General features: G+C 60.8%; 25 protein-coding genes. 10 read left to right on the forward strand and 15 right to left on the reverse strand.

The window, feature by feature from the left end; translation table 11 throughout:
- Positions 1–18: 18 nt before the first annotated feature.
- A complete protein-coding gene (locus tag ACSQ17_RS16650; protein ID WP_436069727.1) occupies positions 19–729 on the forward strand; it encodes a tRNA-uridine aminocarboxypropyltransferase in 711 nt (236 codons plus the stop codon).
- Between the two features lie 3 nt (positions 730–732).
- On the opposite strand, the gene ACSQ17_RS16655 is transcribed toward ACSQ17_RS16650, so the two are convergent.
- Positions 733–1,617, reverse strand: coding sequence for a DMT family transporter (locus ACSQ17_RS16655; protein WP_436069728.1), 885 nt, complete (start codon positions 1,615–1,617; stop codon positions 733–735).
- Positions 1,618–1,817: 200 nt separating this feature from the next.
- On the opposite strand from ACSQ17_RS16655, the gene erdR reads away from it, so the two are divergent.
- Positions 1,818–2,477, forward strand: coding sequence for a response regulator transcription factor ErdR (gene erdR / locus ACSQ17_RS16660; protein ID WP_436069729.1), 660 nt, complete (start codon positions 1,818–1,820; stop codon positions 2,475–2,477).
- Positions 2,478–2,544: 67 nt separating this feature from the next.
- The gene (locus ACSQ17_RS16665; protein ID WP_233684130.1) at positions 2,545–2,910 is read left to right on the forward strand and encodes a diacylglycerol kinase; all 366 of its coding nucleotides are present in this window, start codon (positions 2,545–2,547) and stop codon (positions 2,908–2,910) included.
- Between the two features lie 8 nt (positions 2,911–2,918).
- On the opposite strand, the gene ACSQ17_RS16670 is transcribed toward ACSQ17_RS16665, so the two are convergent.
- The gene (locus tag ACSQ17_RS16670; RefSeq protein ID WP_436069730.1) at positions 2,919–3,845 is read right to left on the reverse strand and encodes a LysR family transcriptional regulator; all 927 of its coding nucleotides are present in this window, start codon (positions 3,843–3,845) and stop codon (positions 2,919–2,921) included.
- Positions 3,846–3,970: 125 nt separating this feature from the next.
- Here ACSQ17_RS16670 and fpr point away from each other — a divergent pair, with 125 nt between their 5' ends.
- A complete protein-coding gene (fpr, locus tag ACSQ17_RS16675) occupies positions 3,971–4,750 on the forward strand; it encodes a ferredoxin-NADP reductase (RefSeq protein WP_233684132.1) in 780 nt (259 codons plus the stop codon).
- 50 nt (positions 4,751–4,800) lie between these two features.
- Here fpr and ACSQ17_RS16680 read toward each other — a convergent pair whose 3' ends face one another.
- The 11 genes from ACSQ17_RS16680 to ACSQ17_RS16730 all read right to left on the reverse strand — a co-directional run bounded on the left by ACSQ17_RS16680 (position 4,801) and on the right by ACSQ17_RS16730 (position 14,665).
- The gene (locus tag ACSQ17_RS16680) at positions 4,801–6,123 is read right to left on the reverse strand and encodes a diguanylate cyclase domain-containing protein (RefSeq protein WP_436069731.1); all 1,323 of its coding nucleotides are present in this window, start codon (positions 6,121–6,123) and stop codon (positions 4,801–4,803) included.
- Between the two features lie 141 nt (positions 6,124–6,264).
- Positions 6,265–6,678 (reverse strand): VOC family protein, encoded by a 414-nt coding sequence (locus tag ACSQ17_RS16685; RefSeq protein ID WP_233684134.1) that lies wholly within the window; start codon positions 6,676–6,678, stop codon positions 6,265–6,267.
- A 90-nt stretch (positions 6,679–6,768) separates the two neighbouring features.
- Complete coding sequence (tsaA, locus tag ACSQ17_RS16690) at positions 6,769–7,464, reverse strand: tRNA (N6-threonylcarbamoyladenosine(37)-N6)-methyltransferase TrmO (RefSeq protein ID WP_436069732.1); 696 nt, start codon at positions 7,462–7,464, stop codon at positions 6,769–6,771.
- Positions 7,465–7,503: 39 nt separating this feature from the next.
- A complete protein-coding gene (locus ACSQ17_RS16695) occupies positions 7,504–8,274 on the reverse strand; it encodes an SDR family oxidoreductase (RefSeq protein ID WP_436069733.1) in 771 nt (256 codons plus the stop codon).
- Positions 8,275–8,394: 120 nt separating this feature from the next.
- The gene (locus ACSQ17_RS16700; protein ID WP_233684137.1) at positions 8,395–8,856 is read right to left on the reverse strand and encodes a DUF1456 family protein; all 462 of its coding nucleotides are present in this window, start codon (positions 8,854–8,856) and stop codon (positions 8,395–8,397) included.
- Between the two features lie 50 nt (positions 8,857–8,906).
- A complete protein-coding gene (locus ACSQ17_RS16705; protein WP_436069734.1) occupies positions 8,907–9,617 on the reverse strand; it encodes an rRNA pseudouridine synthase in 711 nt (236 codons plus the stop codon).
- 155 nt (positions 9,618–9,772) lie between these two features.
- On the reverse strand, positions 9,773–10,474 hold the full coding sequence (locus ACSQ17_RS16710; RefSeq protein WP_436069735.1) for an ABC transporter ATP-binding protein: 702 nt from the start codon (positions 10,472–10,474) through the stop codon (positions 9,773–9,775).
- The gene (gene livG / locus ACSQ17_RS16715; RefSeq protein WP_233684140.1) at positions 10,474–11,241 is read right to left on the reverse strand and encodes a high-affinity branched-chain amino acid ABC transporter ATP-binding protein LivG; all 768 of its coding nucleotides are present in this window, start codon (positions 11,239–11,241) and stop codon (positions 10,474–10,476) included. Before livG ends, ACSQ17_RS16710 begins: the two co-directional genes overlap by 1 nt.
- Positions 11,238–12,506: a high-affinity branched-chain amino acid ABC transporter permease LivM gene (locus ACSQ17_RS16720; RefSeq protein ID WP_436069736.1), complete on the reverse strand. Its 1,269-nt coding sequence runs from the start codon at positions 12,504–12,506 to the stop codon at positions 11,238–11,240. The genes livG and ACSQ17_RS16720 overlap by 4 nt, the downstream gene beginning before the upstream one ends.
- The gene (gene livH / locus ACSQ17_RS16725) at positions 12,503–13,426 is read right to left on the reverse strand and encodes a high-affinity branched-chain amino acid ABC transporter permease LivH (protein WP_233684141.1); all 924 of its coding nucleotides are present in this window, start codon (positions 13,424–13,426) and stop codon (positions 12,503–12,505) included. The genes ACSQ17_RS16720 and livH overlap by 4 nt, the downstream gene beginning before the upstream one ends.
- Before the next feature lie 117 nt (positions 13,427–13,543).
- Positions 13,544–14,665 (reverse strand): branched-chain amino acid ABC transporter substrate-binding protein, encoded by a 1,122-nt coding sequence (locus tag ACSQ17_RS16730; protein ID WP_436069737.1) that lies wholly within the window; start codon positions 14,663–14,665, stop codon positions 13,544–13,546.
- Positions 14,666–14,976: 311 nt separating this feature from the next.
- Here ACSQ17_RS16730 and ACSQ17_RS16735 point away from each other — a divergent pair, with 311 nt between their 5' ends.
- Entirely contained in the window at positions 14,977–15,294 is a 318-nt protein-coding gene (locus ACSQ17_RS16735; RefSeq protein ID WP_436069738.1) for a DUF2288 domain-containing protein, read from the forward strand.
- A 73-nt stretch (positions 15,295–15,367) separates the two neighbouring features.
- Positions 15,368–15,736, forward strand: a complete 369-nt coding sequence (locus ACSQ17_RS16740; protein WP_436069739.1) for a DUF5064 family protein — start codon at positions 15,368–15,370, stop codon at positions 15,734–15,736.
- A 43-nt stretch (positions 15,737–15,779) separates the two neighbouring features.
- Here the strand turns inward: ACSQ17_RS16740 and ACSQ17_RS16745 are convergent, their stop codons facing one another.
- Positions 15,780–16,631 (reverse strand): putative selenate ABC transporter substrate-binding protein, encoded by an 852-nt coding sequence (locus ACSQ17_RS16745; protein ID WP_436069740.1) that lies wholly within the window; start codon positions 16,629–16,631, stop codon positions 15,780–15,782.
- Positions 16,632–16,754: 123 nt separating this feature from the next.
- Between ACSQ17_RS16745 and ACSQ17_RS16750 the strand changes: the two genes are divergently transcribed.
- The gene (locus ACSQ17_RS16750; protein WP_436069741.1) at positions 16,755–17,660 is read left to right on the forward strand and encodes an NAD(P)-dependent oxidoreductase; all 906 of its coding nucleotides are present in this window, start codon (positions 16,755–16,757) and stop codon (positions 17,658–17,660) included.
- A complete protein-coding gene (locus ACSQ17_RS16755; protein ID WP_436069742.1) occupies positions 17,657–18,439 on the forward strand; it encodes a hydroxypyruvate isomerase family protein in 783 nt (260 codons plus the stop codon). Before ACSQ17_RS16750 ends, ACSQ17_RS16755 begins: the two co-directional genes overlap by 4 nt.
- Before the next feature lie 47 nt (positions 18,440–18,486).
- Here the strand turns inward: ACSQ17_RS16755 and ACSQ17_RS16760 are convergent, their stop codons facing one another.
- Positions 18,487–20,691: a hypothetical protein gene (locus ACSQ17_RS16760; RefSeq protein WP_436069743.1), complete on the reverse strand. Its 2,205-nt coding sequence runs from the start codon at positions 20,689–20,691 to the stop codon at positions 18,487–18,489.
- 310 nt (positions 20,692–21,001) lie between these two features.
- Here ACSQ17_RS16760 and ACSQ17_RS16765 point away from each other — a divergent pair, with 310 nt between their 5' ends.
- Both ACSQ17_RS16765 and ACSQ17_RS16770 read left to right on the forward strand, forming a co-directional pair.
- On the forward strand, positions 21,002–22,330 hold the full coding sequence (locus ACSQ17_RS16765) for a spinster family MFS transporter (RefSeq protein WP_436069744.1): 1,329 nt from the start codon (positions 21,002–21,004) through the stop codon (positions 22,328–22,330).
- A gap of 109 nt (positions 22,331–22,439) precedes the next feature.
- Positions 22,440–24,398, forward strand: coding sequence for an HD domain-containing phosphohydrolase (locus ACSQ17_RS16770; protein ID WP_436069745.1), 1,959 nt, complete (start codon positions 22,440–22,442; stop codon positions 24,396–24,398).
- Position 24,399 lies beyond the last annotated feature (1 nt).

The following is a 24,399-nucleotide window of genomic DNA, read 5'->3' on the forward strand; positions in this document are numbered from 1 at the left end:
CCCTCAGGTGCACGCCTGATGAGCCATGCTGTTGCGCGTTTGCGCGCCGAGCGGATTGCCCGCAGTGCCAAACCCTTTCTTGCCCGTGGCAGCCGAGCCATCCGTTGCACCGACTGCCGCCTGGCCCTGAGCCATTGCCTGTGTGCCTGGCGTCCACGGCTGGAAGCCCGGTCGGCCATGTGTTTGCTGATGCACGATGTTGAAGCGCTCAAACCGAGTAATACCGGCTGGCTGATTGCCGATGTGGTGGCTGACACCTCGGCGTTCGGCTGGTCACGGGTAACGGTTGACCCAGGCTTGCCAGCCTTGCTCAAGGACCCGCAGTGGCAGCCGTATCTGGTATTTCCCGGCGAGTATGTGGCGGCTGAGCGCGTGGTCAGTGAGGTGATGCCAGCTGCCGGCAAACGGCCATTGTTCGTACTGCTGGATGCGACCTGGAGCGAGGCGCGCAAGATGTTTCGCAAAAGCCCGTACCTCGACAGCCTGCCGGTGCTCAGCCTGCAGGCCGAACAGCTGTCGCGCTATAAGCTGCGCCGCTCCAAGCGTGATGATCATTTCTGCACCGCAGAAGTCGCCGCGCTGTGCCTGGAACTGGCGGGTGATCAGCGGGCCGCCGATGGGCTGAATGCCTACCTGGATGTCTTCAGCCTGCACTACCTGGCGGCCAAGGCCCCGCGCGCCGTGGCCCTGGATGATCCATTGCATCAGCGGCTGCGCGAGTTCCTGTAGAGGCTAGACGGCCTTTTTTGGCCACAGCTGCGCCAGCAGCATGCCGGCGAACATCAGCGCGCAACCGAAGTAACCGCGCAGCTCCAGCGATTCGCCAAGCAGCCAGGCACCGGCGATGGCGGCGAACACCGCTTCAAGGGACAGGATGATGGCGGCGTGGGAGGCGATGGCATCCTTTTGCGCCACCACCTGCAGGGTAAAGCCGACAGCCACACCGAAGATCCCGCCATAGAGAATTGCCGGGCCCGCAGCGATGATCGATTGCAGCTGAATTTCCTCGAAGATCACGGCCAGCACCAGGCTGATCACCGCGCAGGTAATGAACTGCACCAGGGCCAGGCGCAGCGGGTCATGCCGGCCAGCGAAAAACCCCACCAGCAGCACATGCACGCCCCAGACAAAGGCTCCGGCCAGCTGCAACCAGTCGCCGGAGGCCACCGTGAAGCCCTCACCGACACTCAGCAGGAACATGCCCACCACCGCCAGGCAGGCACCTAGCCAGATGCCCAGGCCGGTCTTGTGACCGATAAACAGGCCCAGCAACGGCACGATGATCACGTACAGCCCGGTGATAAAGCCGGAGTTGGTCACGCTGGTAAACAGCAGGCCAACCTGTTGCAGGTTGATCCCCAGTGCCAGGGCCAGGCCCATCAGCACACCGCCACGCAGCAACTGGCGATTCAGCGGTGCCACTGGCGCGCTGCTGCTGCGGCCCTCCAGCAGGTGTAGCACCGGCAACAGAACCAGCGCCGCCAGGGCGAAGCGTAATCCGCTATAAAGAAAGGGACCGATGGCATCCATGCCCAGGCGCTGTGCGACAAACGCCGAGCCCCAGATCATGGCGGTCAATAGCATCAACAGATCGGCGCGCAAGGCATGGCTTCGCATTTCTAGCTCTCGTTGGCAAAGGTGCGAACTGTGCCGCAAAGCATCGTGCTTGACCACCCCGTCAGCGCTCGGCATGCTGGGGCGCTTTTTTGCGCGGTCGGGGTTGATGGGGTTGTCATCCGGCTCATTGCACGCGCTGCGCTACCGTGCCCTGGACACTGCCCATCGTGGGTATCCACATAACAAAAACAGGATTCACCATGGCCGCTTTTGAAATCCTCATTGCTGATGATCACCCCTTGTTTCGCAGTGCCTTGCAACAGGCGCTGACGCTCGGCCTGGGGCCGGATGTACGGTTGGTTGAGGCGGCCAGCATCGCCGAGCTGGAAGCCCGTCTGGCCGAGAAAACCGACTGGGATCTGGTCCTGCTCGACCTCAACATGCCAGGCGCCTACGGCTTCTCCGGCCTGGTGCTGCTGCGAGGGCAATACCCGCATGTGCCGGTGGTGATGATTTCGGCTCAGGAAGAGGCGTCCATCGTTGCCCGCTCGCGTGAGTTTGGCGCCAGTGGTTTTATCCCCAAATCCAGCGCGTTGGAAACCATCCAGCAGGCGGTGCGTCAGGTGCTTGATGGCGAGGTCTGGTGGCCACAGCAGAGCCAGGAAGCGATTGCCTTGTCGGCCGAGGCCAAGGCCGCCAGTGCCGGTTTGGCCAGCCTGACGCCACAGCAGTTCCGGGTGTTGACCATGGTCTGCGATGGTCTGCTGAACAAGCAGATTGCTTATGAGTTGAGTGTGTCCGAAGCCACGGTAAAAGCCCATGTGACGGCGATCTTCCGTAAGTTGGGCGTGCGTACCCGCACCCAGGCGGCTTTGCTGCTGCAACAGCTGGAGTCGATTCCTGCGCAAACGGATGGTTAAGCCTGCGTTAATCTTTGCTCGGCAGACTTGCTGGGCTGTTTTCTCCCTCTTGTTGTGATGATCCCCAATGTCGCCATTCAAGGGCCAGACCGGCCTCAAACGTATTCTCAATGCCACAGGCTATTCGCTAGCTGGCCTGCGCGCGGCCTTCACCGGTGAAGCGGCATTCCGCCAACTGCTGCTGATCAATGTGCTGCTGGTGCCGCTGGCCTTCTACCTGGACGTCAGCCGTGTCGAACGCGCCCTGATGGTGGCGGTGTGTCTGCTGGCGCTGATCGTCGAGTTGCTCAACTCGGCAGTGGAAGCAGCGATTGACCGCATCTCCCTGGAGCTGCACCCACTGTCAAAAAATGCCAAGGACATGGGCAGTGCCGCGCAGTTCACCGCCCTGACGCTGATTGCCCTGGTGTGGGCGATCATTCTGCTGGGCTGACACGTCGATCAGGCAATCGCCGGCAGGACGATCTGGTCACTGCGCGTCACGCCAGCGGTGAGGGCGCGACACAGTTCGATGAACTCGCGCATGGCGGCGGTCTGGTATTTCTGTTTGTGCCAGATGAAATAGAACTGCCGGCGCAGGTCCAGCTGCGGCGTTTCCACTGCCACCAGGCTGCCCCGGCGAAATGCATCGCGTAGCGCCAGACGGGAAATACAGCCGATGCCCAGGCCGGACTCCACCGCGCGTTTGATCGCCTCGGTGTGCTCCAGCTCCAGGCGCACATTCAGGCTACTGGGATGATGGCGCATGGCCTGGTCGAAGGTCAGTCGCGTACCGGAGCCTTGCTCACGCAGAATCCAGGCCTCGCGGGTCAACTCCTCCAGGCTCGCCTCGCCGCGTTGTGCCAGGGCGTGCTGCGGCGCGCAGAACACCACCAGCTCATCTTCGACCCAGGGTTGTACCTCGATATCCGGGTGCTGGCAGTCACCTTCGATCATGCCCATGTCCAGCTCGTAATGGGCGATTTGTTGCACCACATGGGCGGTGTTGTGCACCTGCAGTTTCACCCGACATTCCGGGTGGCGCTGCATAAAACTGCCAATCAGCAGGGTTGCCAGGTAGTTGCCCACCGTCAGCGTGGCGCCGACATTCAGCGAGCCGTAGCCGCTCTTGCCGCCGAGCAAGCGTTCGATTTCCTTGGCCTGATCGAGCAGTGCCACGGCTTGCGGCAGCAGTTGCAGGCCCAGCGCATTAAGGCTCAGGCGCTTGCCGGCACGGTCGAACAGCTGGCAGTCGGATTGCCGCTCCAGCTCGCTCAATGAGGTACTGGTCGCCGACTGCGACAAGGCCAGGTAATCAGCGGCGCGGGAGACACTTTCCTGCTGGGCTACGGCCACAAACACCTGCAGTTGTCTAAGCGTAAATCGCATATCTATATAACCGATAACCCATATCTTGATAATCAAGTTAACAGATATTATGTCGCTCTTTACAATACCGTCCAATTACGCGCGCCCGCGCACAGGACTTTACCTTCGTCGGAGCCCCCGAGCACATGAGCAACCTCAATTCCGAGCGCATCCTCAGCGTCCACCACTGGAACGATACCCTGTTCAGTTTCAAGTGCACCCGCGATCCGGGTCTGCGCTTCGAGAATGGCCAGTTCGTGATGATCGGCCTGCAGCAGGACACTGGTCGTCCGCTGATGCGTGCCTACTCGATTGCCAGCCCGAACTGGGAAGAGCACCTGGAGTTCTTCAGCATCAAAGTGCCGGACGGCCCGCTGACCTCGCAGCTGCAGCATCTCAAGGAAGGTGACGAGATCATCATCAGCAAGAAGCCTACCGGCACCCTGGTGCTCGATGACCTCAATCCGGGCAAGCATCTGTATCTGCTCAGCACTGGCACTGGCCTGGCGCCGTTTATGAGCGTGATTCAGGACCCGGAAACCTATGAGCGTTTCGAAAAGGTGATCCTGGTCCACGGCGTGCGTTATGTGAACGAAGTGGCTTACCGTGAGTTCATCACCGAGCATCTGCCGAAAAATGAATTCTTCGGCGATGCGTTGAAGAACAAGCTGATCTACTACCCGACCGTTACCCGCGAGCCGTTCGAGAATCAGGGCCGTCTGACCGACCTGATGCGCAGTGGCAAACTGTTCCAGGACATCGGTCTGCCGCCGATCAACCCACAGGACGACCGCGCGATGATCTGCGGCAGCCCGAGCATGCTCGATGAAACCAGCGAAGTGCTCAACGAGTTCGGCCTGAAGATTTCCCCGCGCATGCGTGAGCCGGGTGACTACCTGATCGAGCGCGCCTTCGTTGAGAAGTAAGCGTGACTGAATAAAAGAGCCCGCCAATCGGCGGGCTTTTTCATGTCTGGCTAGCTCTGCTCAGGCGCGCTGTGAAAGCGATTGCCGCCGTTCTGCTTGGCACGGTACATGGCGTTGTCGGCGTGCAGCAGTAACTGCTGTGCGTCCTGGGCATGTTGCGGGTAGAGGGCGATGCCGATGCTGGGCAGGACAGTCTGGTGCTGGCCAAGCAGCTCGAAGGGCTGGTTGAGTGCCTGGCGAATCTTCTCGGCGACTCCGCTGGCGTGGTCGGCGGTATGGAAGTCTTCCAGCAGCACGACAAACTCATCGCCGGCAAAACGTGCCACCGTGTCAGCCTCACGCAGGCATTGCTGGATGCGCAGGGCGACGCCTTGCAGCAGCAGGTCGCCCACGGCGTGGCCGAAGCTGTCATTGACCTGCTTGAACTTGTCCAAGTCGAGAAACAGCAAGGCCACCTGCGACTGTTCGCGGCGTGCGCGGGCCAGGGCCGTGTGCAGGCGATCGCGCAGCAGCTCGCGGTTGGGCAGTTGGGTGAGCGAGTCGTATTGCGCCATGTATTGCAGACGACTGAGCATCTGCTGGCGTTCAATGGCAGTCGCCACCTGGGTTGAGACGAACTGCAACAATTCCCTGTCCGGTGCGCTGTAGCGGGTTATTGCGCCGCTCTGTACCAGCAAGGCGCCGATAATGCCTTTGTGCGATTTCAGTGGAATGCCTAGCCAGTCGTACAGAGCGTTGTCGGGTTGCTGCTGTGCGGGGATTAGTTGGCTCTTGCCGCTTTGGATCACCGCTTGACTGAGCGCGCTGACCTGCGGCCAGTGCTGTGCGGATGAGGGCAGGGCGGGATAGGGGAAGCTCAGGGTCTGCGTTTGCTCATCGTAAAGCGCCACTGCAAATTCGATGCTCGGCAGCAGCTCAGCGACGATCAGGTGTACCTGCTGAAACAGCCCGAGCAGATCTTTGGCCGAATGCGCGGCTTCGGATATGCCGTACAGCGCGGCCTGCACGGCCTCACTGCGTTTGCGCTCGCTGATGTCATGGGCCACGGCAATGCGCACCTGATCATCCTCCGACCAGCGTGCCGACCAGAGAATATGCACGGTCTGGCCATCCTTGCGCAGGTAGCGGTTCTCGAAGTGCGGGTGAGCGATGCCGGCCATGATCTCCTTAGCCGCTTGCAGGGTTTTCGCCCGGTCTTCCGGGTGAACCATCTCGATCATGCGGCGGCCGATCATCTCATCGGCGCGGTAGCCGAAAATATGCTGGCAGGCGGCGCTGACAAATACAAAATAGCCTTGTTGGTCGACCACACAGATGGCATCGAGCAGCAGGTCGACGAGGTGCTCGGTCGGCGCGTAGGTGCTGGTGTGCATAGTTTCACAGGGTGTTAAGTCATGAGGGAGCAGCGGCTGCTGGCTATTTGCAAGCATAGCCGCAGCTGCTCACCTTACCCACATGATGATCAACAAAGAACATCTGCCGCAGGTCGCCGCCGAACGGTTGTTCTGTGTGCGCTAATCGGCCTGGCTGAAGCGTTGCCCGGAAACTGCAGGGTGGTAGATCGGCTGCACCTTGTTGCCGGCGGGGTCGAGCAGGTGAAAGCTGTGCGCGCCGTCGCCATGGGCAAACGGGCGGTCAAGCAGGGTGACGCCTTGTGCCTTGAAGTAGGCATACCAGGCGTGCAGCTCATCGATGCTGTCGACGATAAAACCGTAGTGATCCACCGCCTGCTCGCCGCTGCTGGGCACGCAGGCACGGCCCAGCGAGAGGTTGTCGTTACCACAGGTCAGGTAGACCAGATCCTCATTGGCGCGGTGCAGTACCTGCATGCCAAGAATGTCTACATAGAAGCGCTCGCAGGCTTCCAGATTGGGGACCAGCAGGGCGATATGGCGTAAGCCGTTGAGGCGACCGGGGCGTTCAAGCATGGCAAGCATCCTGTTTTGTATACATTTATCTGGTAAATATAAGACAAAATTGCTGGTCGGCCTATGCGCGCGAACGGGGTGTGGTTCAGATCAAATGGTCGGCACGACCTCCAGCACGCAGATGCTGCCGGGCTGCGGGTAGTGCCAATGCACGTCGACATCCCAGAAGCGCACCCCGTAGCGGCGCTCGGTGCTGGGCTGCTGGTAGGCTGGGCGCGGGTCCTGGGCCAGGCACTGCTCGATCAGCTCGATCAGCGGCTCACCCAGGCGTTGGCCATGCGCATGGGCCTGGCTCAGTGCGCTGTCCTGCCAACTGACGTCGATCAGCGCCGGCGCGCTGTCAGCGATGCGGTTGTAGGCATCGGCAACGCTGTCGGCATAGGGCACGTAGGGTTTGATATCCAGCACCGGGGTGCCGTCGAGCAGGTCGATGCCAGAGAGCCACAGTTTGCCGGCTTCGACCTTGTCCAGCTTGACCACCGACTGGCCGATGCCATTCGGCCGGTGGGTGGCGCGGGTGCTGAACACCCCGACCGACTGATTGCCGCCCAGGCGCGGCGGGCGCACCTTGAGCCGGGGTTTGTCTTCCAGCGCCTGATGAAACAGAAACAGCAACCAGATATGGCTGACCTGCTCCAGCCCCTGCACGGCATCGCCGTTATCGAACGGGGCGACCAACTCCAGCACGCCACGGGCCGCTGGGGCCAGTTGCGGCTGACGGGGAATGGCGAACTTTTCCTTGAAGCAGGAGCGGACAAAACCGATGGGCGAAACCGAGTAGGACATGGCGGCGTGATCGAGTGAAAACGCCGCCATAGTACGCGATTACAGGTGGAAACCGCCGTCGATCGGGATGATCGCACCGGTCATATAAGCCCCGGCGGTGCTCGCCAGGCTGATGGCCAGGGCGGCCATTTCTTCCTCGCGGCCCCAGCGCTGCATCGGGATCAGCGCACAGTCCTCGGCCATGGCCGCTTCATCCTGGGCAATAAACTGGGTCATCTTGCTTGGGAAGCGCCCGGGGGCGATGACGTTGACGTTGATGTGCTGGCCCACCAGCTCGCGGGCGAGCATGCGTGACAGCTGGTGCAGCGCCGCCTTGCTCGGGCCGTAGGCGTAGGCGTCTTCACCGTGCGAGGTGATCCCGGCCACCGAGCCGATATTGATCACCCGTGCCGGATTGGCCGCGCTGCCGCCCTTGCGCAGCAGCGGCAGGAGTTTCTGGATGCAGCTGAACACTGACGTCACGTTAAGCTGCATGACCTTCTCCCAGCCCTTGGCCGGGTAGCTTTCCAGCGGGGCGCCCCAGGTGGTGCCGGCGTTGTTCACCAGAATATCCAGGCTGTCGATCTGCCCTGTCAGCTGCTCGGCCAGTACCTGCACACCGTCTTCGCTGGCCAGGTTGGCAGCAATACCGTGGCAGGTGCCGAAGGCCGATAGCTCGGCGGCAGTTTGCGCGCAGGCCTCGCCATCACGGGCGCAGACGTAAACGGTGGCGCCGGCCTCGACAAAGGCTTTGGCGATCATCTTGCCGATACCGCGGGTACCGCCGGTGACCAGGGCGGTGCGGCCTTGCAGACTGAAGTAGGGGTGCATGACTAATCCTTGTGGCGGATAAAGGTCATTACCCTAACGCGATGCCTGCTTGGCGGCAGGCACTATTGCCCGTGGAAATACGCTGCCATGCGGGCAGGCATGGCAGCGAGAGGGCGCGACTCAGCCGCGAACGCGCAGGGTTAGACCCTTGAGGAAATTACGCAGGAACTGATCACCGCAGGGGCGGTAGTTGCTGTGGCCGAACTTGCGGAACAGCGCGCTCATCTCCGGCTTGGACACCGGGAAGTCAACGCTTTGCATGATCGCGTGCATATCGTCTTCTTTCAGCTCGAAGGCCACGCGCAGCTTTTTCAGCACCATGTTGTTGGTGATCGGCAGTTCAAACGGCTGGGCCGGACGGCTGTCATCCTTGCCGCGTTTGAAATACACCAGGCCGTCGAGAAAGTGCGCCATCAGTTCGTCGTCGCAAGGGCTAAAGCCGTCTTCATCCTCTTTCTTGAGTATCGCGGCGAGGTCGTCGAGGGCGACCTGCTTGCCGCTGAGCTGGATGATCTCGAGCAATTCTGCGTCGCTGATGTCGAGGGTGTAGCGCAGGCTGCGCAGGATGTCGTTGTTAAGCATGAGGATGTCCTGAAGTGCGCAGCAGCCAAGGGCTGTCGCTGGAAAAATGGTTAGAAGCGTTCTTTTGCGGCCAGGTAGCGCCATTGTCCCGGTTGGACCTTGGCCATTGGCACGCCGCCGATACGGATGCGTTTCATGCTCAGCACCTTGAGGTCGACGCTGTTGCACATAAAGACGATCTGCCCGGGCAGTGGGTTCTTCAAGGCGAAACGCAGGCGGGTTTCGTTCTGCCAGCTGACCTTGCAGGGCTGCAAGGCGACGCCGTTGAAGGTCAGGCCGTGGGCCAGCTGCTTGAGCTGGTTGGCACTCAAGGTGCCGACGACTTCGACCACGTATTCCTGTTCGAGCTTGCTCAGGTCTTCCCTGAGCTTGCGTTCGATGCGCCAGTCCTGAGTCAGTACATGCAGGCCATCGGCACCGGCTTGCAGCGGGATGCAGGGCGTCAGTCGATTGAAGTGGCTTTTCAGTACGCGGATGGCCGAACCATCGTCAGCCCAGTGAGTGGCTGGGTTGATGCTTTCAGCGGCGCGCTCCGGGTTGTGCCCGCTGGGTACGTGCAGCAACAGGGTGACCGGTTCGATTGGCGCCAGAACTGCACCCGGCAGCAACTCGACACGCTGTTCGGCTACTTTGAATTGCGGCTCTTCCACCACCACGCCATCCACCGTGACCCAGCCGCCTTCGATATACAGCTCGGCCTCGCGGCGCGAACAGCCGATCACTTCGATCAGGCGTTTGGACAGGCGAATGGGATCGGTCATAGAAACGGTCATCGGCAAAAAAAGGGCGGCCATTGTAACTGCCCGGGGCTGGCATGCACGGAACATCGGGCGAACGGTGGCGATAAAAATGACCGGTGATAAAAAAACCGCTCCTGGGAGCGGTTTCTATTAAGCATGGCCGAGCGCAGTAGTTTTTAGCCGCCCAGATAGGCGTCGCGCACCTTTGGATCATTCAGCAGCTGTTCGCCGCTGCCCTGCATAACGATCCTCCCGTTCTCCAGCACGTAACCGCGGTCTGCCAGCTTGAGCGCCTGGTTGGCGTTCTGCTCAACCAGGAACACCGTCACGCCATCCTTGCGCAGCTGTTCGATGATGTCGAAGATCTGCTGGATGATGATCGGCGCCAGGCCCAGCGACGGCTCATCGAGCAGCAGCAGTTTGGGCTTGCTCATCAGCGCGCGGCCGATGGCGAGCATCTGCTGCTCACCGCCGCTCATGGTGCCGGCGCGTTGGGCAAAGCGTTCCTTCAGGCGCGGGAACAGGTGCAGGACCTTGTCCATCTGCTCCTGATTGTCGGCCGTACTGCCAAAGAAGCCGCCCATCACCAGGTTCTCTTCCACCGTCAGGCGGGAGAATACGCGGCGGCCTTCCGGCACCACGGCGATGCTTTTGCGCATGATGCTCGGAGTGTCCTGGCCGATCAGCTCTTCACCCTGGTAACGGATGCTACCGCTGGCCGCCTGCGGGTTGCCGCACAGGGTCATCAGTAGCGTCGATTTACCGGCACCGTTGGCACCGATCAAGGTGACGATCTCGCCTTGCCGTACTTCGACGCTGACGTTATGCAGTGCCTGGATCTTGCCGTAGAAGGTGGAAACGTTCTCGAAATACAGCATCACGCTTCCCCCAGGTAGGCTTTGATCACGTCCGGGTTTTCGCGGATCTGCTCCGGTGTACCGTTCGCCAGGGGCGTGCCCTGGTTGATCACATAGATATGGTCGGAAATGCTCATGACCAGCTTCATGTCGTGTTCGATCAGCAGCACGGTGACGTTGTGTTGATCGCGCAGTACGCCAATCAGCGCCTTGAGGTCGTCGGTTTCGCGCGGGTTGAGACCGGCGGCGGGCTCGTCGAGCATGAGGATGCGCGGGCGGGTCATCATGCAGCGGGCGATTTCCAGACGACGCTGCTGGCCGTAAGCCAGGGTGCCGGCCGGGCGGTTGGCGAATTCGGTCAGGTTGACCTGATCCAGCCAATGCGCGGCATATTCCATGGCTTCACGTTCGCTGCGGCGAAACGCCGGAGTCTTCAGCAGGCCGGAAAGGAAGTTGGTGTTGAGGTGGCGGTGTTGCGCCACCAGCAGGTTTTCCACCGCGGTCATGTCCTTGAACAGACGCACGTTCTGGAAGGTGCGCACCACGCCTTTGCGGGCGATCTTGTGGCCGGGCAGGCCTTCGATGCGCTCGCCATCCAGGCTGATGCTGCCCGAGGTCGGCTGGTAGAAGCCGGTCAGGCAGTTGAATACGGTGGTCTTGCCGGCGCCGTTCGGGCCGATCATCGAGACCACTTGTTTTTCATTGACGGACAGGCCCACCCCGTTGACGGCCAGCAGGCCGCCGAAGCGCATGGACAGGCCGCTTACTTCTAGAATCGGGCGGCTCATTGTTTCAGCTCCAGGTGTGGGCGCTGCATGGGCAACAGGCCCTGCGGACGCCAGATCATCATCAGCACCATCAGGGCACCGAACATCAACATGCGGTACTCGCTGAATTCACGCATCAATTCCGGCAGCAGAATCATCACGATGGCCGCGAGGATGATGCCCAGCTGCGAGCCCATGCCACCCAGTACGACGATGGCGAGGATGATCGCCGACTCGATAAAGGTGAACGACTCCGGTGTGACCAGGCCCTGGCGTGCGGCGAAGAAACTGCCGGCAAAACCGGCGAAGGCGGCGCCCAGGGTGAAAGCCGAGAGCTTGATCACGGTGGGGTTCATACCCAGTGCGCGGCAGGCTATTTCGTCTTCGCGCAGGGCTTCCCAGGCACGGCCAATAGGCATGCGCAGCAGACGGTTGATCACGAACAGGGTCAGCAACACCAGCAGCAGGGCGATCAGGTAGAGGAAGATCACCTTGTTGATGCCGTTGTAGGCAATCCCGAAGTACTCGTGGAAGGTCTGCATGCCCTCAGCGGCGCGGCGCTCGAAGGACAGGCCGAACAGGCTTGGCTTCTCGATGTTGCTGATGCCGTTGGGGCCACCGGTGACTTCAGTCATGTTGCGCAGCAGGATGCGGATGATCTCGCCGAAACCGAGGGTCACGATCGCCAGGTAGTCACCACGCAGACGCAGCACCGGGAAACCGAGGATAAAACCGAAGAATGCCGCCATCAGGCCGGCAATCGGCAGGCAGATCCAGAAACCCAGGCCGTAGTAGTGCGACAGCAGCGCGTAGCTGTAGGCGCCGACGGCGTAGAAGCCGACATAACCCAGGTCGAGCAGGCCCGCCAGGCCGACCACGATGTTCAGGCCGAGGCCGAGCATCACGTAGATCAGAATCAGCGTGGCAATGTCCACCGCGCCACGGCTGCCGAAGAACGGCCAGGCCAGGGCAACCATGATCAGACCGAGAATGACCCAGCGCTGGGTGGAGGGCAGGGTGAGGAAGTTGCTGGCCTTACTCGGTACGCTCGGCAGCTTCGGTGCGTGGCTCCAGGCGGCGCTCAACTGGCTGCGGAACAGCTGCCAGAAGAACATGGCGATGGCGCAACCGGCGATGGTCCAGAGGATGGCCGGACTGGCGCCATGGACTTCCAGCTTGATGCCAACGGTGGTCAGCTTAAGGCCCAGCACCGGGTAGGCCACGGCCAGCACCAGCAGGGCGCTGAAAATCGCGGTCTTGAGATTTTTCGTAATGGCAGTACTCATACTTTTTCAACCTCCGGACGACCCAGAATGCCCGTCGGACGGAACAACAGAACCAGGATCAACAGGCTGAAGGCCACCACGTCCTTGTACTGGTCGCCGAAGATATCGGCACCAAAGGCTTCGGCCAGGCCGAGCAGCAGGCCACCCAGTACCGCGCCCGGAATACTGCCAATGCCACCCAGTACTGCGGCGGTGAAGGCCTTGATCCCGGCGAGGAAGCCCAAGTGTGGGTTGATCACGCCGTATTGCATACCCAGCAATACCGCCGCGACGCCTGCCAGGGCGGCGCCGATAACGAAGGTCAGGGCAATGATGTTGTTGGTGTTGATGCCCAGCAGGTTGGCCATCTTCAGGTCTTCGGCACAGGCGCGGCAGGCGCGGCCCAGACGCGAGCGCGAAATGAATGCGGTCAGCGCCAGCATCACCACGAAGGTGACGACGAAGATCAGCACCTGCATGTAGGAGATCACCACGCCATTCATCGCGCTTTCACCCAGCACGAAATTGCCGGGCAGCAGGTTGGGGATGGCTTTGTCTTTCGAGTCCTGAGCCAGCAGCACTTCGTTCTGCAGGAAGATCGACATGCCGATCGCCGAGATCAGCGGGATCAGACGGTTACCACCGCGCAAGGGCCGGTAGGCCACCCGTTCGATGCTGTAACCGTAGGCACTGGCGATAATGATGCTGCCGGCAAAGGCGGCGATCATCACCAGCGGTAAGCTGTCCAGACCCATCAGGGTCAGGCCGGCTATGACAATAAAGGCTACGTACGAGCCAATCATGTAAACCTCGCCGTGGGCGAAGTTGATCATGCCGATGATGCCGTAGACCATGGTGTAGCCGATGGCGATCAGGGCATAGGTACTGCCAACAGTCAGACCGTTGATCAGCTGTTGCAGGTAGTGATAAAGATCAGGCATTGCCTAACTCCTGGGTTGTCACGCAAGGCAGCGCTTGTGGCGCAGCATGCAACCGGAATTCTTCTAATAAACAAAGCCCACTGCATGGGCAGTGGGCTTTGGGTTCAGGCGGGGAGCTTACTTGGCTTCGGACTTGGTACCGTCCTGGTGCCACTCGTAAACCACGAAGCTGAAGTCTTTCAGGTCACCCTTCTCGTCGAACGCCAGGTTGCCAGTCGGGGTGTCGAAGCTGTTGGCACGCAGTGCAGCAGCCACTTTGGCGGTGTCGGTGTCGCCCGCCTTGGTGATGCCCTCAGCGATGACTTGCACGGCAGCGTAGGCCGGGAACACGAACGGACCGCTCGGGTCTTCGTTCTTGGCCTTGAACGCATCAACCAGCGCCTGGTTGCGTGGGTCCTGGTCGAAGGACTTCGGCAGGGTCACCAGCAGGCCTTCGGAAGCCGGGCCAGCAATGGCCGAGATTTCCTTGTTGCCGACGCCTTCAGGACCCATGAACTTGACCTTAAGGCCTTTTTCCGAGGACTGACGCAGCAGCAGGCCCAGCTCTGGGTGGTAGCCACCGTAGTAGACGAAGTCGACACCGGCTTGCTTGAGCTTGGCGATCATCGCGGAGAAGTCCTTGTCGCCGGCGTTGATGCCTTCGAACAGGGCGACTTTGGTGCCTTTGCTTTCCAGGGTCTGCTTGACCGCGGTGGCAATGCCTTCACCGTATTGCTGTTTGTCGTGGATCACGGCAACCGCTTTCGGCTTGATGTGGTCGGCGATGAAGTTACCGGCGGTCGGGCCTTGCAGGCTGTCCAGGCCAATGGTGCGGAACACCAGCTCGTAGCCACGGGCGGTGATGTCCGGGCTGGTGGACGCGGCGGTGATCATCAGGATGCCTTCGTCTTCGTAGATGTCGGACGCAGGCTGGGTGGAGCTGGAGCACAGGTGGCCAACCACGAACTTGACGTTGTCGTTGACGATCTTGTTGGCCACAGCCACCGCTTGTTTCGGATCGCAGGCATCGTCATAAACCACACCTTCGAGTTGTGCGCCGTTTACCCCACCGGCCTTGTTGATCTGCTCGATGGCCATTTTGGCCCCGATGAATTGCATTTCACCGTATTGCGCGACGGCGCCGGTGACTGGGCCAGCCAGGCCAATCTTGATGGTGTCAGCCGCTACCGAGTAGCTGGCAACGCCAGCCATGGCCATGGCGGCAAACAGTTTGGAAATCTGCTTAGTAGCCTTGTTCATAGTGCTCCACTCTTATTGGTTTTGATTGTTGTAGTTCTGGCGGCCAAAGCTGCAGAACCGGGTTGTTCCCCGGTCATTCCCCCGGCAACTGTACCGGTGCAGTGTAGAGCGCGGCTTTACGGCTTGAAAAGCGGCTTACTGGGGGCAAAACCTGGGGGTGTCGCTTTAACACAACAAACGTATAGAAAAACGGCGTGTCCTGGTTGGCTTGGCCAGCGTCGCGAATTTGCCTGCTGGCGGCTCGACGTTATCATGCTGGTCGATTCGTTAAGCGGCCATTGATAACAGGGCAATCCATGTCTGAGCTACCCATGACAGAACAACCTAGCACCCTCTATGCCAAGCTGCTTGGAGAAACGGCAGCAATCCGCTGGCAGGAGTTGCAACCATTCTTCGCCCGTGGCGCTCTGTTGCTGGTCGAAGGCAGTCAGGACCTGATCGAAGTGGCGCAGGCCGTGGCGCAGAACGATCAGGAGAAAGTCGCTGCCTGGCTGGCCGCAGGTCAGTTGCGCAAAGCCGATGACGGCCAGGCGCAAGACCTGTTGCAGCGCGACCCCGAGTTGTGGGCCGTGGTGGTCGCCCCCTGGGTGCTGGCGCAGGAGCGCAGTGAGCGTGCAGCGCTGCACTGATCTGGCGCGCCGTTAACGCGGCTTATCAGCGGCTATGCTGGCAGCACACCGGCTGATTAAAGGAGCTGCCAGCATGTTTGAACCCGGCCATCTGCATCGCGCCAACACCATTGCCAGCGGTGATATGCCGCTGTTCAGTGTCGATCTTTTTTACGAAGTGCGTCAGGACCCCAACGAAGGCCCGATGTTGCACATGCGCTTGCAAGGCCAGGTGAACGGTCAGGCATTCGAGGAGGTCTTCGAACTGCACCGTGACACCGCCTTCAACTTCGCCAGTGTGGCCAGTCGGCTGGCACACAAGCATGGTTTGCCGACCAACAACAGCCTGATCATGCGCAGCCATGCCGAATATGACCTGATGTTCGAGGACATCCGCAGCAAGCTCGGCGCTCACAGCGGCGAGCCGGTCAACCTCGATCATCTGCAACAGGATGGGCTGTAGCCGTTTGCGCGATGCCGACTCGGTGGGCCTCGTGCAGCCGCTGCTAACGCAACAGCCCGGCGGCATGGGCGGCCTGCTCCAGCTCGGCGTAGTTTTCCGGGCGGGTTTCGATAAAGCGGCTGGCGCCTTGCAGTTCGAGAATGGCCTGGTGTTGCGCGTTGTCGGGGTTGAGCTGGAGAAAGGCCTGGCGGATCTGCTCGCGCAGCGCCGGTTCGAGTTTGCCGCGTACACTCCAGCTGTAGTCGAAGTAGGGCGCGGTGGTGGCAATCACACGTACGTGCTCAGGATCGACCTGGCCGCTCGCCAGTAGCTGCTCCCAGGCGCTGCTGCTCAGGGCACCTGCATCGGCTTTACCTTCCTGCACCCAGCGGGCAGTCGCTTCTTGGGCAGCGGAGTAGGCGGTGTGGCTGAAGAAGGTTTCCGGGCGGATGCCGTGCTGCAGCAGGAAGTAGCGCGGCATCAGGCTGTCGGATGTCGATGACAGCGAGCCGAAGGCAAATGTCTTGCCTTGCAGGTCCTGCAGGTTTTGCACGGCCGGGTTGGCGCTGATGATCTTGCTGGTGAATTTCTCATCTTCGGCGCGTTGCACCAGGGGCAGCACATCGCGGCGCTTGAGGCGTGCCTGTACCAGGTTGAAACCACCCAGCCAGGCCAGGTCGATGCGCTCATCGGCGAGGGCGTCAACCACGGCGTCGTAGTCGGCGAGGGTGACAAACTCCACACGCATACCCAGCTGTTGGCTCAGATAACTGCCCAGCGGTTTGAATTTGCGCAGCAGCTCTGTCGGGTTTTCATCGGGGATGGCTGACACCCGCAGGGCATCGGCGGCGCTGACAAGAGGTGCTGCCAGGCTCAAGGCAGCTGCAAGGGTGACGGCCACGATACGGCTCAGCATGGAGGCTCCGGTTCAATCCTGATCAGGGCGTTCTGAGTAGAGGTAAGCAGGCGCCCGGCAGTGGCGCGGGCAGGCGTGCAACCTACGTTAAGATAGTGCCCATCATTGAGTCGGAGTCTGCATATGTCCACACCTCTTCCTGCTTTGGCGTTCGCCGGTATTGGCCTGATGGGGTTGCCCATGACCCAGCGTCTGCTGGCTGCTGGTTATCCGCTGACAGTCTGGAACCGTTCTGCCGACAAGTGCGCGCCCGTGCAGGCAATGGGCGCTCAGGTGGCTGCTCAGCCATCTGCGCTGTGTGCGGCAGCGGATATTGTCATGCTCTGTTTGGCCAACACTGACGTGGTGCGCGAGGTGGTGTTTGGCCCCGGCGGGATTGTGGAAACGGGCAAGCCAGGGCAATTACTGGTGGATTTCTCCAGCCTGGAACCAGTGGCCACCCGCGAGATGGCTGCAGAGCTGCACCGCCGCTGTGGCATGCGCTGGGTCGATGCCCCGGTGTCCGGCGGCACGCCGGGCGCAGCCAGCGGCACGCTGGCGATCATGGCCGGTGGCCGGGTTGCGGATGTTGAACGGGTGCGGCCGATTCTCGCCCATCTGGGACAACGCCTGACGCGCATGGGCGATGTCGGCGCAGGCCAGGTGACCAAGGTGTGCAATCAGATGATCGTCGCCTGTAACGCCCTGGTAATTGCTGAAGTGGTGGCGCTGGCCGAGCAGGCCGGGGTCGATGCCAGCCTGATTGCCCCCGCGCTGGCCGGCGGCTTTGCCGATTCCAAGCCGCTGCAGATTCTTGCGCCGCAGATGGCCGAGAGTCAGTTTGAACCGGTCAAATGGCACGTACGCACCTTGCTCAAGGATCTTGATACGGCGGTGAAGCTGTCGCAGCAGATCGGCTCGGCCACGCCGCTCAGCGGCCTGGCTGCACAGCTGATGCGTCAGCACGGCAGTCAGGGCAACCTGGAGCGTGATCCGGCGACCCTGGTGCAGCTGTACCGAGCGCCAGAGTCTCAAGGGCCAAAATCATGAAGATTGCGGCCAACCTATCGCTGCTGTTTACCGAGTTGCCGCTGATCGACCGCGTGGTGGCTGCCGCTGCTGCGGGCTTTGATGGCGTGGAAATCCAGTTTCCCTACGAACTGCCGGCGCTTCGCTTGAAAGAGGCACTGGAGGCGGCGGGCATGCCGCTGCGCCTGATCAATCTGCCTGCGGGGGATTTGATGAGTGGTGGGCCTGGTTTGGCGGCGGTACCTGCGGGTCAGGCCGGCTTCGATGCCGCGCTGCAGGAGGCGCTGAGTTATGCCGCCATGGTGCGCCCTGCGTTGGTCAACGTACTGCCGGGCCGTCTGGCTGAGGGCGTTGAGCCTGAGCAGGCGAAGGCTTGTCTGATCGACAACTTGCGCAAGAGCGCCGAGGCCTTTCAGCGATTGGGCATTGGCGTGGTGGTGGAAGCGATCAACCCGCTGGATATGCCGGGCTTTCTGATCAACACCCCGGCGCAGCTGGATGAGTTGCTCAAGGCGGTGGCTCATTCCAATCTGGCTGCGCAGTACGACCTCTACCACATGGCGCGGCAGGGGCTGGATGTGCAGGCGGGTATGGCGTTGCTGGCAGGGCGTATCGGCCATGTGCAGTTTGCCGATTACCCGGGGCGTGGTGCGCCGGGTACAGGCGAGTTGCACTTTGCGCCGCTGCTCAAGGCACTGCGTGACAGTGGCTATCAGGGCTGGCTGGCGGCCGAGTATCGACCGGGAGAGGCGGGCACCCAGGCCAGTCTGGGCTGGCTGAATGAGTGGCGAGAGATCTGAGGCGCCACCTGCAACCCGATTGACCCCAGGTTGCAGGTGGCAACGGCTTACTCGGGTTTGTCTTCGGCGTACTTGTTGAGCGAGATGACACGGGTCTTGCCGATGCGGTGGCGGTAGATCTCGCGCAGGTACTTGATGGCTTTTTTCACGCTTTCGCGTGACAGGCGGATGTCGTTGATCGAGACGAACTTGTCCTGATCGTGGATCAGCTCGCGGTACTTCTTCTCGTACATCGGTTTGATCGCGTACCAGTTGGTATCGAGGATCTTCGCCGGGTTCTCGTACTCGTTGAGCATGGCATCGAGCCGCGCATCATCGAACTCGTCAGAGATGATGAAGTCGAGCATGGCGTTGTCCAGCGTTTCATCGAAGCGATGCGGGTCGCGGGCGAAGCAGCGCTTGATAAAGGCCACGATCAGGGTCAGGAAATCATCCGACAGGCATGGGCTCTTGGCGATCAGGGTGGTCAGCGAGAGGTTGGCCGACGCACCGATTACCAGTGCATAGCGCTTCAACGTGGTGTTGGGGAACAGGCTGTTGAGGTGAGTCTTGAGCCGATTCAGGTCCATATAGGACAGCTTGTAATCCTTCGGCAGCGAGACGATCGATACCACCGAGGAGCAGTTCTTGAAGAAGTGCAGGTCGCTGAGCTTGGCGGCGTTGTAATCGGATTTCTTGTAATCATCCAGTGCTTCGCGATAACGCTTGGACTCGATCGGCAACAGGCTGATGCCTTCGATGGCCTGGGTGACCTTGTTGAAGTGTGGCAGGTCGATGGAGCGGAAGAACAGGTCGTCGATGTTCAGACGCGACGGTTCCTTGTCCAGCACGCGGAACTTGTCCAGCGCGGCGGCGCTTTGCTCGGGCACCACTGACTCGGCGTAAGCCACGGCCACTGGGCCGGCCAGGCTCATAAACAGGTCGTTGGCATCCAGGCGAATGGTTTCGCCGATGTCGATGCCGGCGCGGCGGAAGTAGTTCTGGTCGTAGTCGGTGGTCACCGCCTGGGCGGTGAGGATGTTGAAGATCTGCTGCGAGATGTACTGGTTGGCGTGGCGCTCCATGGCGTTGACGTCGATGTTCTGGATATTGCCGTCATCGCTTTCTTCGGCATAACGCATGATGTCGTTGGAGATCAGCATCATGGCATTCCACGGGCGGATGCGCCGCATCACGCTTTCTTCGCTGTTCTCTTCATTGTCGAAGTTATAGGAGAAGTCCCATTCCTCGGCCAGGTACTTGCACAGCAGGCGGCCGGCGTTGATGTGCAGGGCTTCGGACATCTCGCTGCGCTGGTCGGAGATGTTCGGCAGGATGCAGATGCCGCTGGTGAAAATCGGCTCGAAAACGAAGCTGTGGTCGCGGTTCTCCGGGCTCTGTTCGGCATTCTTGGTGTCGAAGGTCTTGCTCATGTAGGCGAACTGCTGGGCCAAGCCGAATTCCGACGCCATGCCCGAGCCGGTGCCGCCACCGGCGCTGAAAATGTAGAAGTACAGGCGCGACTGGTTGGCCTTGATGCCGCAGGAGTCGATCAGGTAGCTGTGGATGAACTTCCAGTCTTCGTTGGTGAAGCGCTGGGTGTCCTTGTTGAGGATGATCTTGGCCAGGTACTGGCCGAGGATCGGCGCGTTACCCGCACCCCCGGCATGCACCTCGGAGAGGTCCATGATCTTCATCTTGCTGTAGTCGCTGAGGAAACCGCTGGTTTCGCCCTTGCGTGAGAAGCGGATGCGCCCCTCGATGTCCTTGTCCAGGTCACCGAGCATCACCAGTGGCTCGATCAGAAAGACCGGTTTGCTGTCGCGGCTGGGTGCACGCAGCAGGTTGCTGCGGATCCAGCGGGTGGGGCGGAAATCCTGTTCGGCAACGGTCTTTTCTTCGCTTTTGAACTCGCTCAGGTAGAACTGCCGGGCGTTGTAGACCAGGGAAGCGACATCCAGAGCGATGTTCGAGCCGCAGCGGCCAAGACCAATCAGGCACACCGACGGGAAGTGCTGTACTCGCCGGTCGTTCTCCTCGTCATGTGGCGCTGGCGGGAACACCAGGTTGCGCAGGCCGTCGAGGTTATCGAGGATGCGATCAATGTCGCGCTCGGTGAAATACATGTACTGCTCACCACTGCTGTCGATACGCACGGGTATCAGCGGCGCGGGCGGCGGCAATGGCTCCAGCGGTGCCAGCAGCGTATCAGCCAGGTCAGCCAGAGTGGCTTCGGTCGCGGGGGAGGTCACAGCGTTTTTTTTTGTTTTCATTTGGAGACAGTCCGGCGGCTAGCAGGGGTGGAGGGGCAAATGGCCACATTGCACTCAACAGGCTTGTTTGTAGCATGAAAAATGGAAAATCTCGCTGTTTTGCATGGTTTTACTGAGGCATATCCGGAGTTTTTCTGAGCCGCTTTGTGACGCAGATGCTTGCCGGTCCACCGATTACCCGGCATACACACTACAAATAGTCACAGACAGCCCAGGCGCAAGGCTCTAGATTGCCCCTGCACGTGCTGGGCACGGCAGCTGGCCAAAGGCCGCGGACGTGTTTCGATAACAACAATTAGAGATGGATTCCATGCAGCAGTCCCTACAAGCGGCGAATGCCTGGCGCATTCTGTTCCTGCTTTTTCTGGCCAACTTGTTCAACTTCTTCGATCGCACCATTCCGGCGATCATCATCGAACCGATCCGTATGGAGTGGAGCCTCAGCGACCTGCAGCTGGGCCTGATCGGTACGGCTTTCACCATCGTCTACGCGATTGCCGGCATTCCGCTGGGGCGCATGGCGGATACCGGCGCTCGGCGCAAGATCATGGGCTGGGGCCTGGCCGTCTGGAGCGGCCTGACGGCGGTGAACGGCATGGCCTGGAACTTCTGGAGCTTTCTGCTGATTCGCATGGGCGTCGGCATTGGTGAGGCCAGCTACGCGCCGGCAGCCAATTCGCTGATCGGTGATTTGTTCCCGGCACACAAGCGGGCACGTGCCATGGGCATTTTTATGCTGGGTCTGCCGATTGGCTTGCTGCTGGCCTTCTTCACTATTGGCGCGATGGTCAAGGCGTTCGACAGCTGGCGTGCGCCATTCTTTATTGCCGCAGTGCCGGGGCTGATCCTCGCGGTGTTCATGTTCTTTATCAAAGAGCCTAAGCGCGGTGCTGCCGAGCAGGTGCAGTCGTTGAGTGCACCCGTGGAAAAACCGCTGCGCAAGGTCCTGGCGATTCGCACCTTCTGGTGGCTGGTGGTGGCCGGTCTGACTTTCAACTTCGCCACCTATGCCTGCAACTCGTTCATGGTGCCGATGCTGCAGCGCTACTTCCTGCTGCCGCTGGAGCAGGCGGCGATGGCCACTGGGGTGATCGTCGGTCTGACCGGTCTGGTTGGTTTGACGTTGGGCGGTTGGCTGGCGGATAAGATCCACCAGCGTTGGCAGACTGGCCGACTGCTGTTCGCCGCCTTGAGCATGCTGATTGCCTCGCTGGCCACAGGTTATGCGCTGCTTGCCGGGCGGGTTGAAATCGCCGTGTTTGTAGCGCTGTTCAGCATCGGCTGGCTGTTTGCCTACAACTTCTACACCTGCGTCTACACGGCTATTCAGGACGTGATCGAGCCGCGCCTGCGCGCCACGGCGATGGCGCTGTTCTTTGCCGGCCTGTACCTGCTCGGTGGCGGCCTGGGGCCGGTGGCTGTGGGCATGTTGTCGGACCACCACTCGCAGGCAGCGATGCTCGCGGCCGGGGCCAGTGAGATGAACGAAACCTTCAAGGCCGTGGGCCTGCACAACGCCATGTACCTGATTCCGGTGGCGCTGCTGCTGACCATGCTGGCGCTGCTGCAGGCTTCGCGCTGTTTTGTCAGCGACGCCGCCAGAATGCAGCAGGGCATGCAGGCGCAGCCCGCCAGCTAAGGCATGTTGGCCGGTCATCTGGCCTGCGCTGGCTGGCCGGTCAGCGGTTAAATCCTGTGCAATACTCAGTCGCACTTCTGTCACGCAACTGCGACTGAGGACAACCACCATGAGCGCTTCCCCCCTGGTGCTGGGCCATAGCCATGCGCTGGGCGAGCACCCGCTGTTTACTGTGTTGGGCCAGTGCCCACTGACCCTACAGAGGCTCGACTCACCCGATGGCTTGCCAGAAGGGCTGGCGGTGATTCTGCTGGATGACAGCCTGCTGGCGCTCAAGCCCCTGGCCGACTGGCTCGGGTGTGGGGCGATTCTGGTGGGTTGCATGGATCAGCCGGGTGTGTTGCCGCTACCGCGCACCGCCAGTCGTGATGAGCTGTCGGCACTGCTGCGTTTTGCCGGCGAGCAGTACAGCCTGCGTCATCAGACTGAACAATTGGCCGCCGCCCTGGCGGGTAAACACGATGACCTGAGCAAGCTGGTCGATGTTGGCCTGGCGTTGTCGGCCGAGCGCGACCTGGATCGTCTGCTGGAAAAAATTCTGGTTGAGGGGCGGCGCTTGTCCAACAGCGATGCGGCCTCGCTGTTTCTGATCAGTCGACGTGCGGATGCGCCGGCGCAGTTGATCTTCAAACTGACGCAGAACGGCACGCTCAGCCAGAACAGTTTTCAGGACCAGCGCATGCCGCTGAGCAAGGCCTCGATTGCCGGTTATGTGGCGCTGACCAGCACCGAGCTGAATATCGAAGATGTGTATGCGATTGCGGCTGACGCGCCGTATCGCTTCAACCGCTCCTTCGACTTGCAGATGGGCTATCGCACCATGTCGATCCTGGCGATTCCCATGCTCAATCACCGCCATGAAGTGGTCGGGGTGCTGGAGTTTATCAACCGTCAGCGCAAGGGCAGTGAGTCGTTCGAGCCCGAGCTGATTGCCTTCGATGAAGAAATTGCCGTGTCCCTGCGCGCCCTGGCCAGCCAGGCGGCGGTGGCCATTGAGAATCGCCAGTTGCTGGATGACATCAGCCGGCTATTCGACGGTTTTGTGCAGGCCTCGGTGTTTGCTATCGAGCAGCGCGACCCTACCACCAGCGGCCATTCCTTCCGGGTGGCTGAACTCTGCCTGACCCTGGCCAATCAGCTGCCGCATGCACCGAGCAGCCGTCTGCGCGAACAGGCCCTGGCTGACGATGGCCTGCGTGAGCTGCGTTATGCCGCTCTGTTGCATGATTTTGGCAAGGTCGGGGTGCGTGAGCATGTACTGGTCAAGGCCAAGAAGCTGCCCGAGCAGGTGCTGGAGAACCTGCGTTACCGGGTGGCCCTGGCGCAGGAGAACCTGCACAACCAGACCCTGCGCAAGATGCTCCAGGCCTACCGTCAGCAGGGTGGTCTGAGCGAGGAGCGGCGGTTGCAGTTGGAAGCCGAACTGGCCTACGAATGCGAGCGGCTGGAGCGCTACCTGAGCAATATCATCCAGGCCAACGAGCCGAGCATGCTCAGCGAAGGGGATTTTCAGCACTTGCAGGAAGTGCAGGGCGAGTTGGTCAAGGCGCCTGGCAATTGCCTGGTCAGCCTGCTCAGCGAAGGCGAGTTCAGTGCTCTGGCTGTGCGCAAAGGCAGCTTGACCACGGCCGAGCGCGAAGAGATCGAGCGGCATGTGGTGCACACCCAGCAGTTCCTCAGTCTGATTCCCTGGACGCCGGATCTGCAGGGTGTACCGCACATCGCTGGGGCGCACCATGAAAAGCTCGATGGCAGCGGCTACCCCAAAGGCCTGATCGGTGATGCGATTCCCTGCGCTTCACGGATCATGACCATCTGCGATATCTACGACGCCCTGACGGCAGCCGATCGGCCCTACAAACCGGCGATGCCACTCGAACGTGCCCTGGATATCCTCAAGAGTGAAGCGCAGAGCGGTTTGCTCGATGCCGAACTGGTGCAGCTGTTTATCAACAACCGCTGCTTCCAGGTTACGGGAGCGCCGGGTTCACATACCACCGCGCCGTTCAGTCACCACGTGTGTGATTACGAACCCTCGTGCACCCGCGAACACCCCCACTCGCACTGAC

It is taken from the genome of Pseudomonas sp. LjRoot71, assembly GCF_964253255.1.
Lineage (GTDB): Bacteria > Pseudomonadota > Gammaproteobacteria > Pseudomonadales > Pseudomonadaceae > Aquipseudomonas.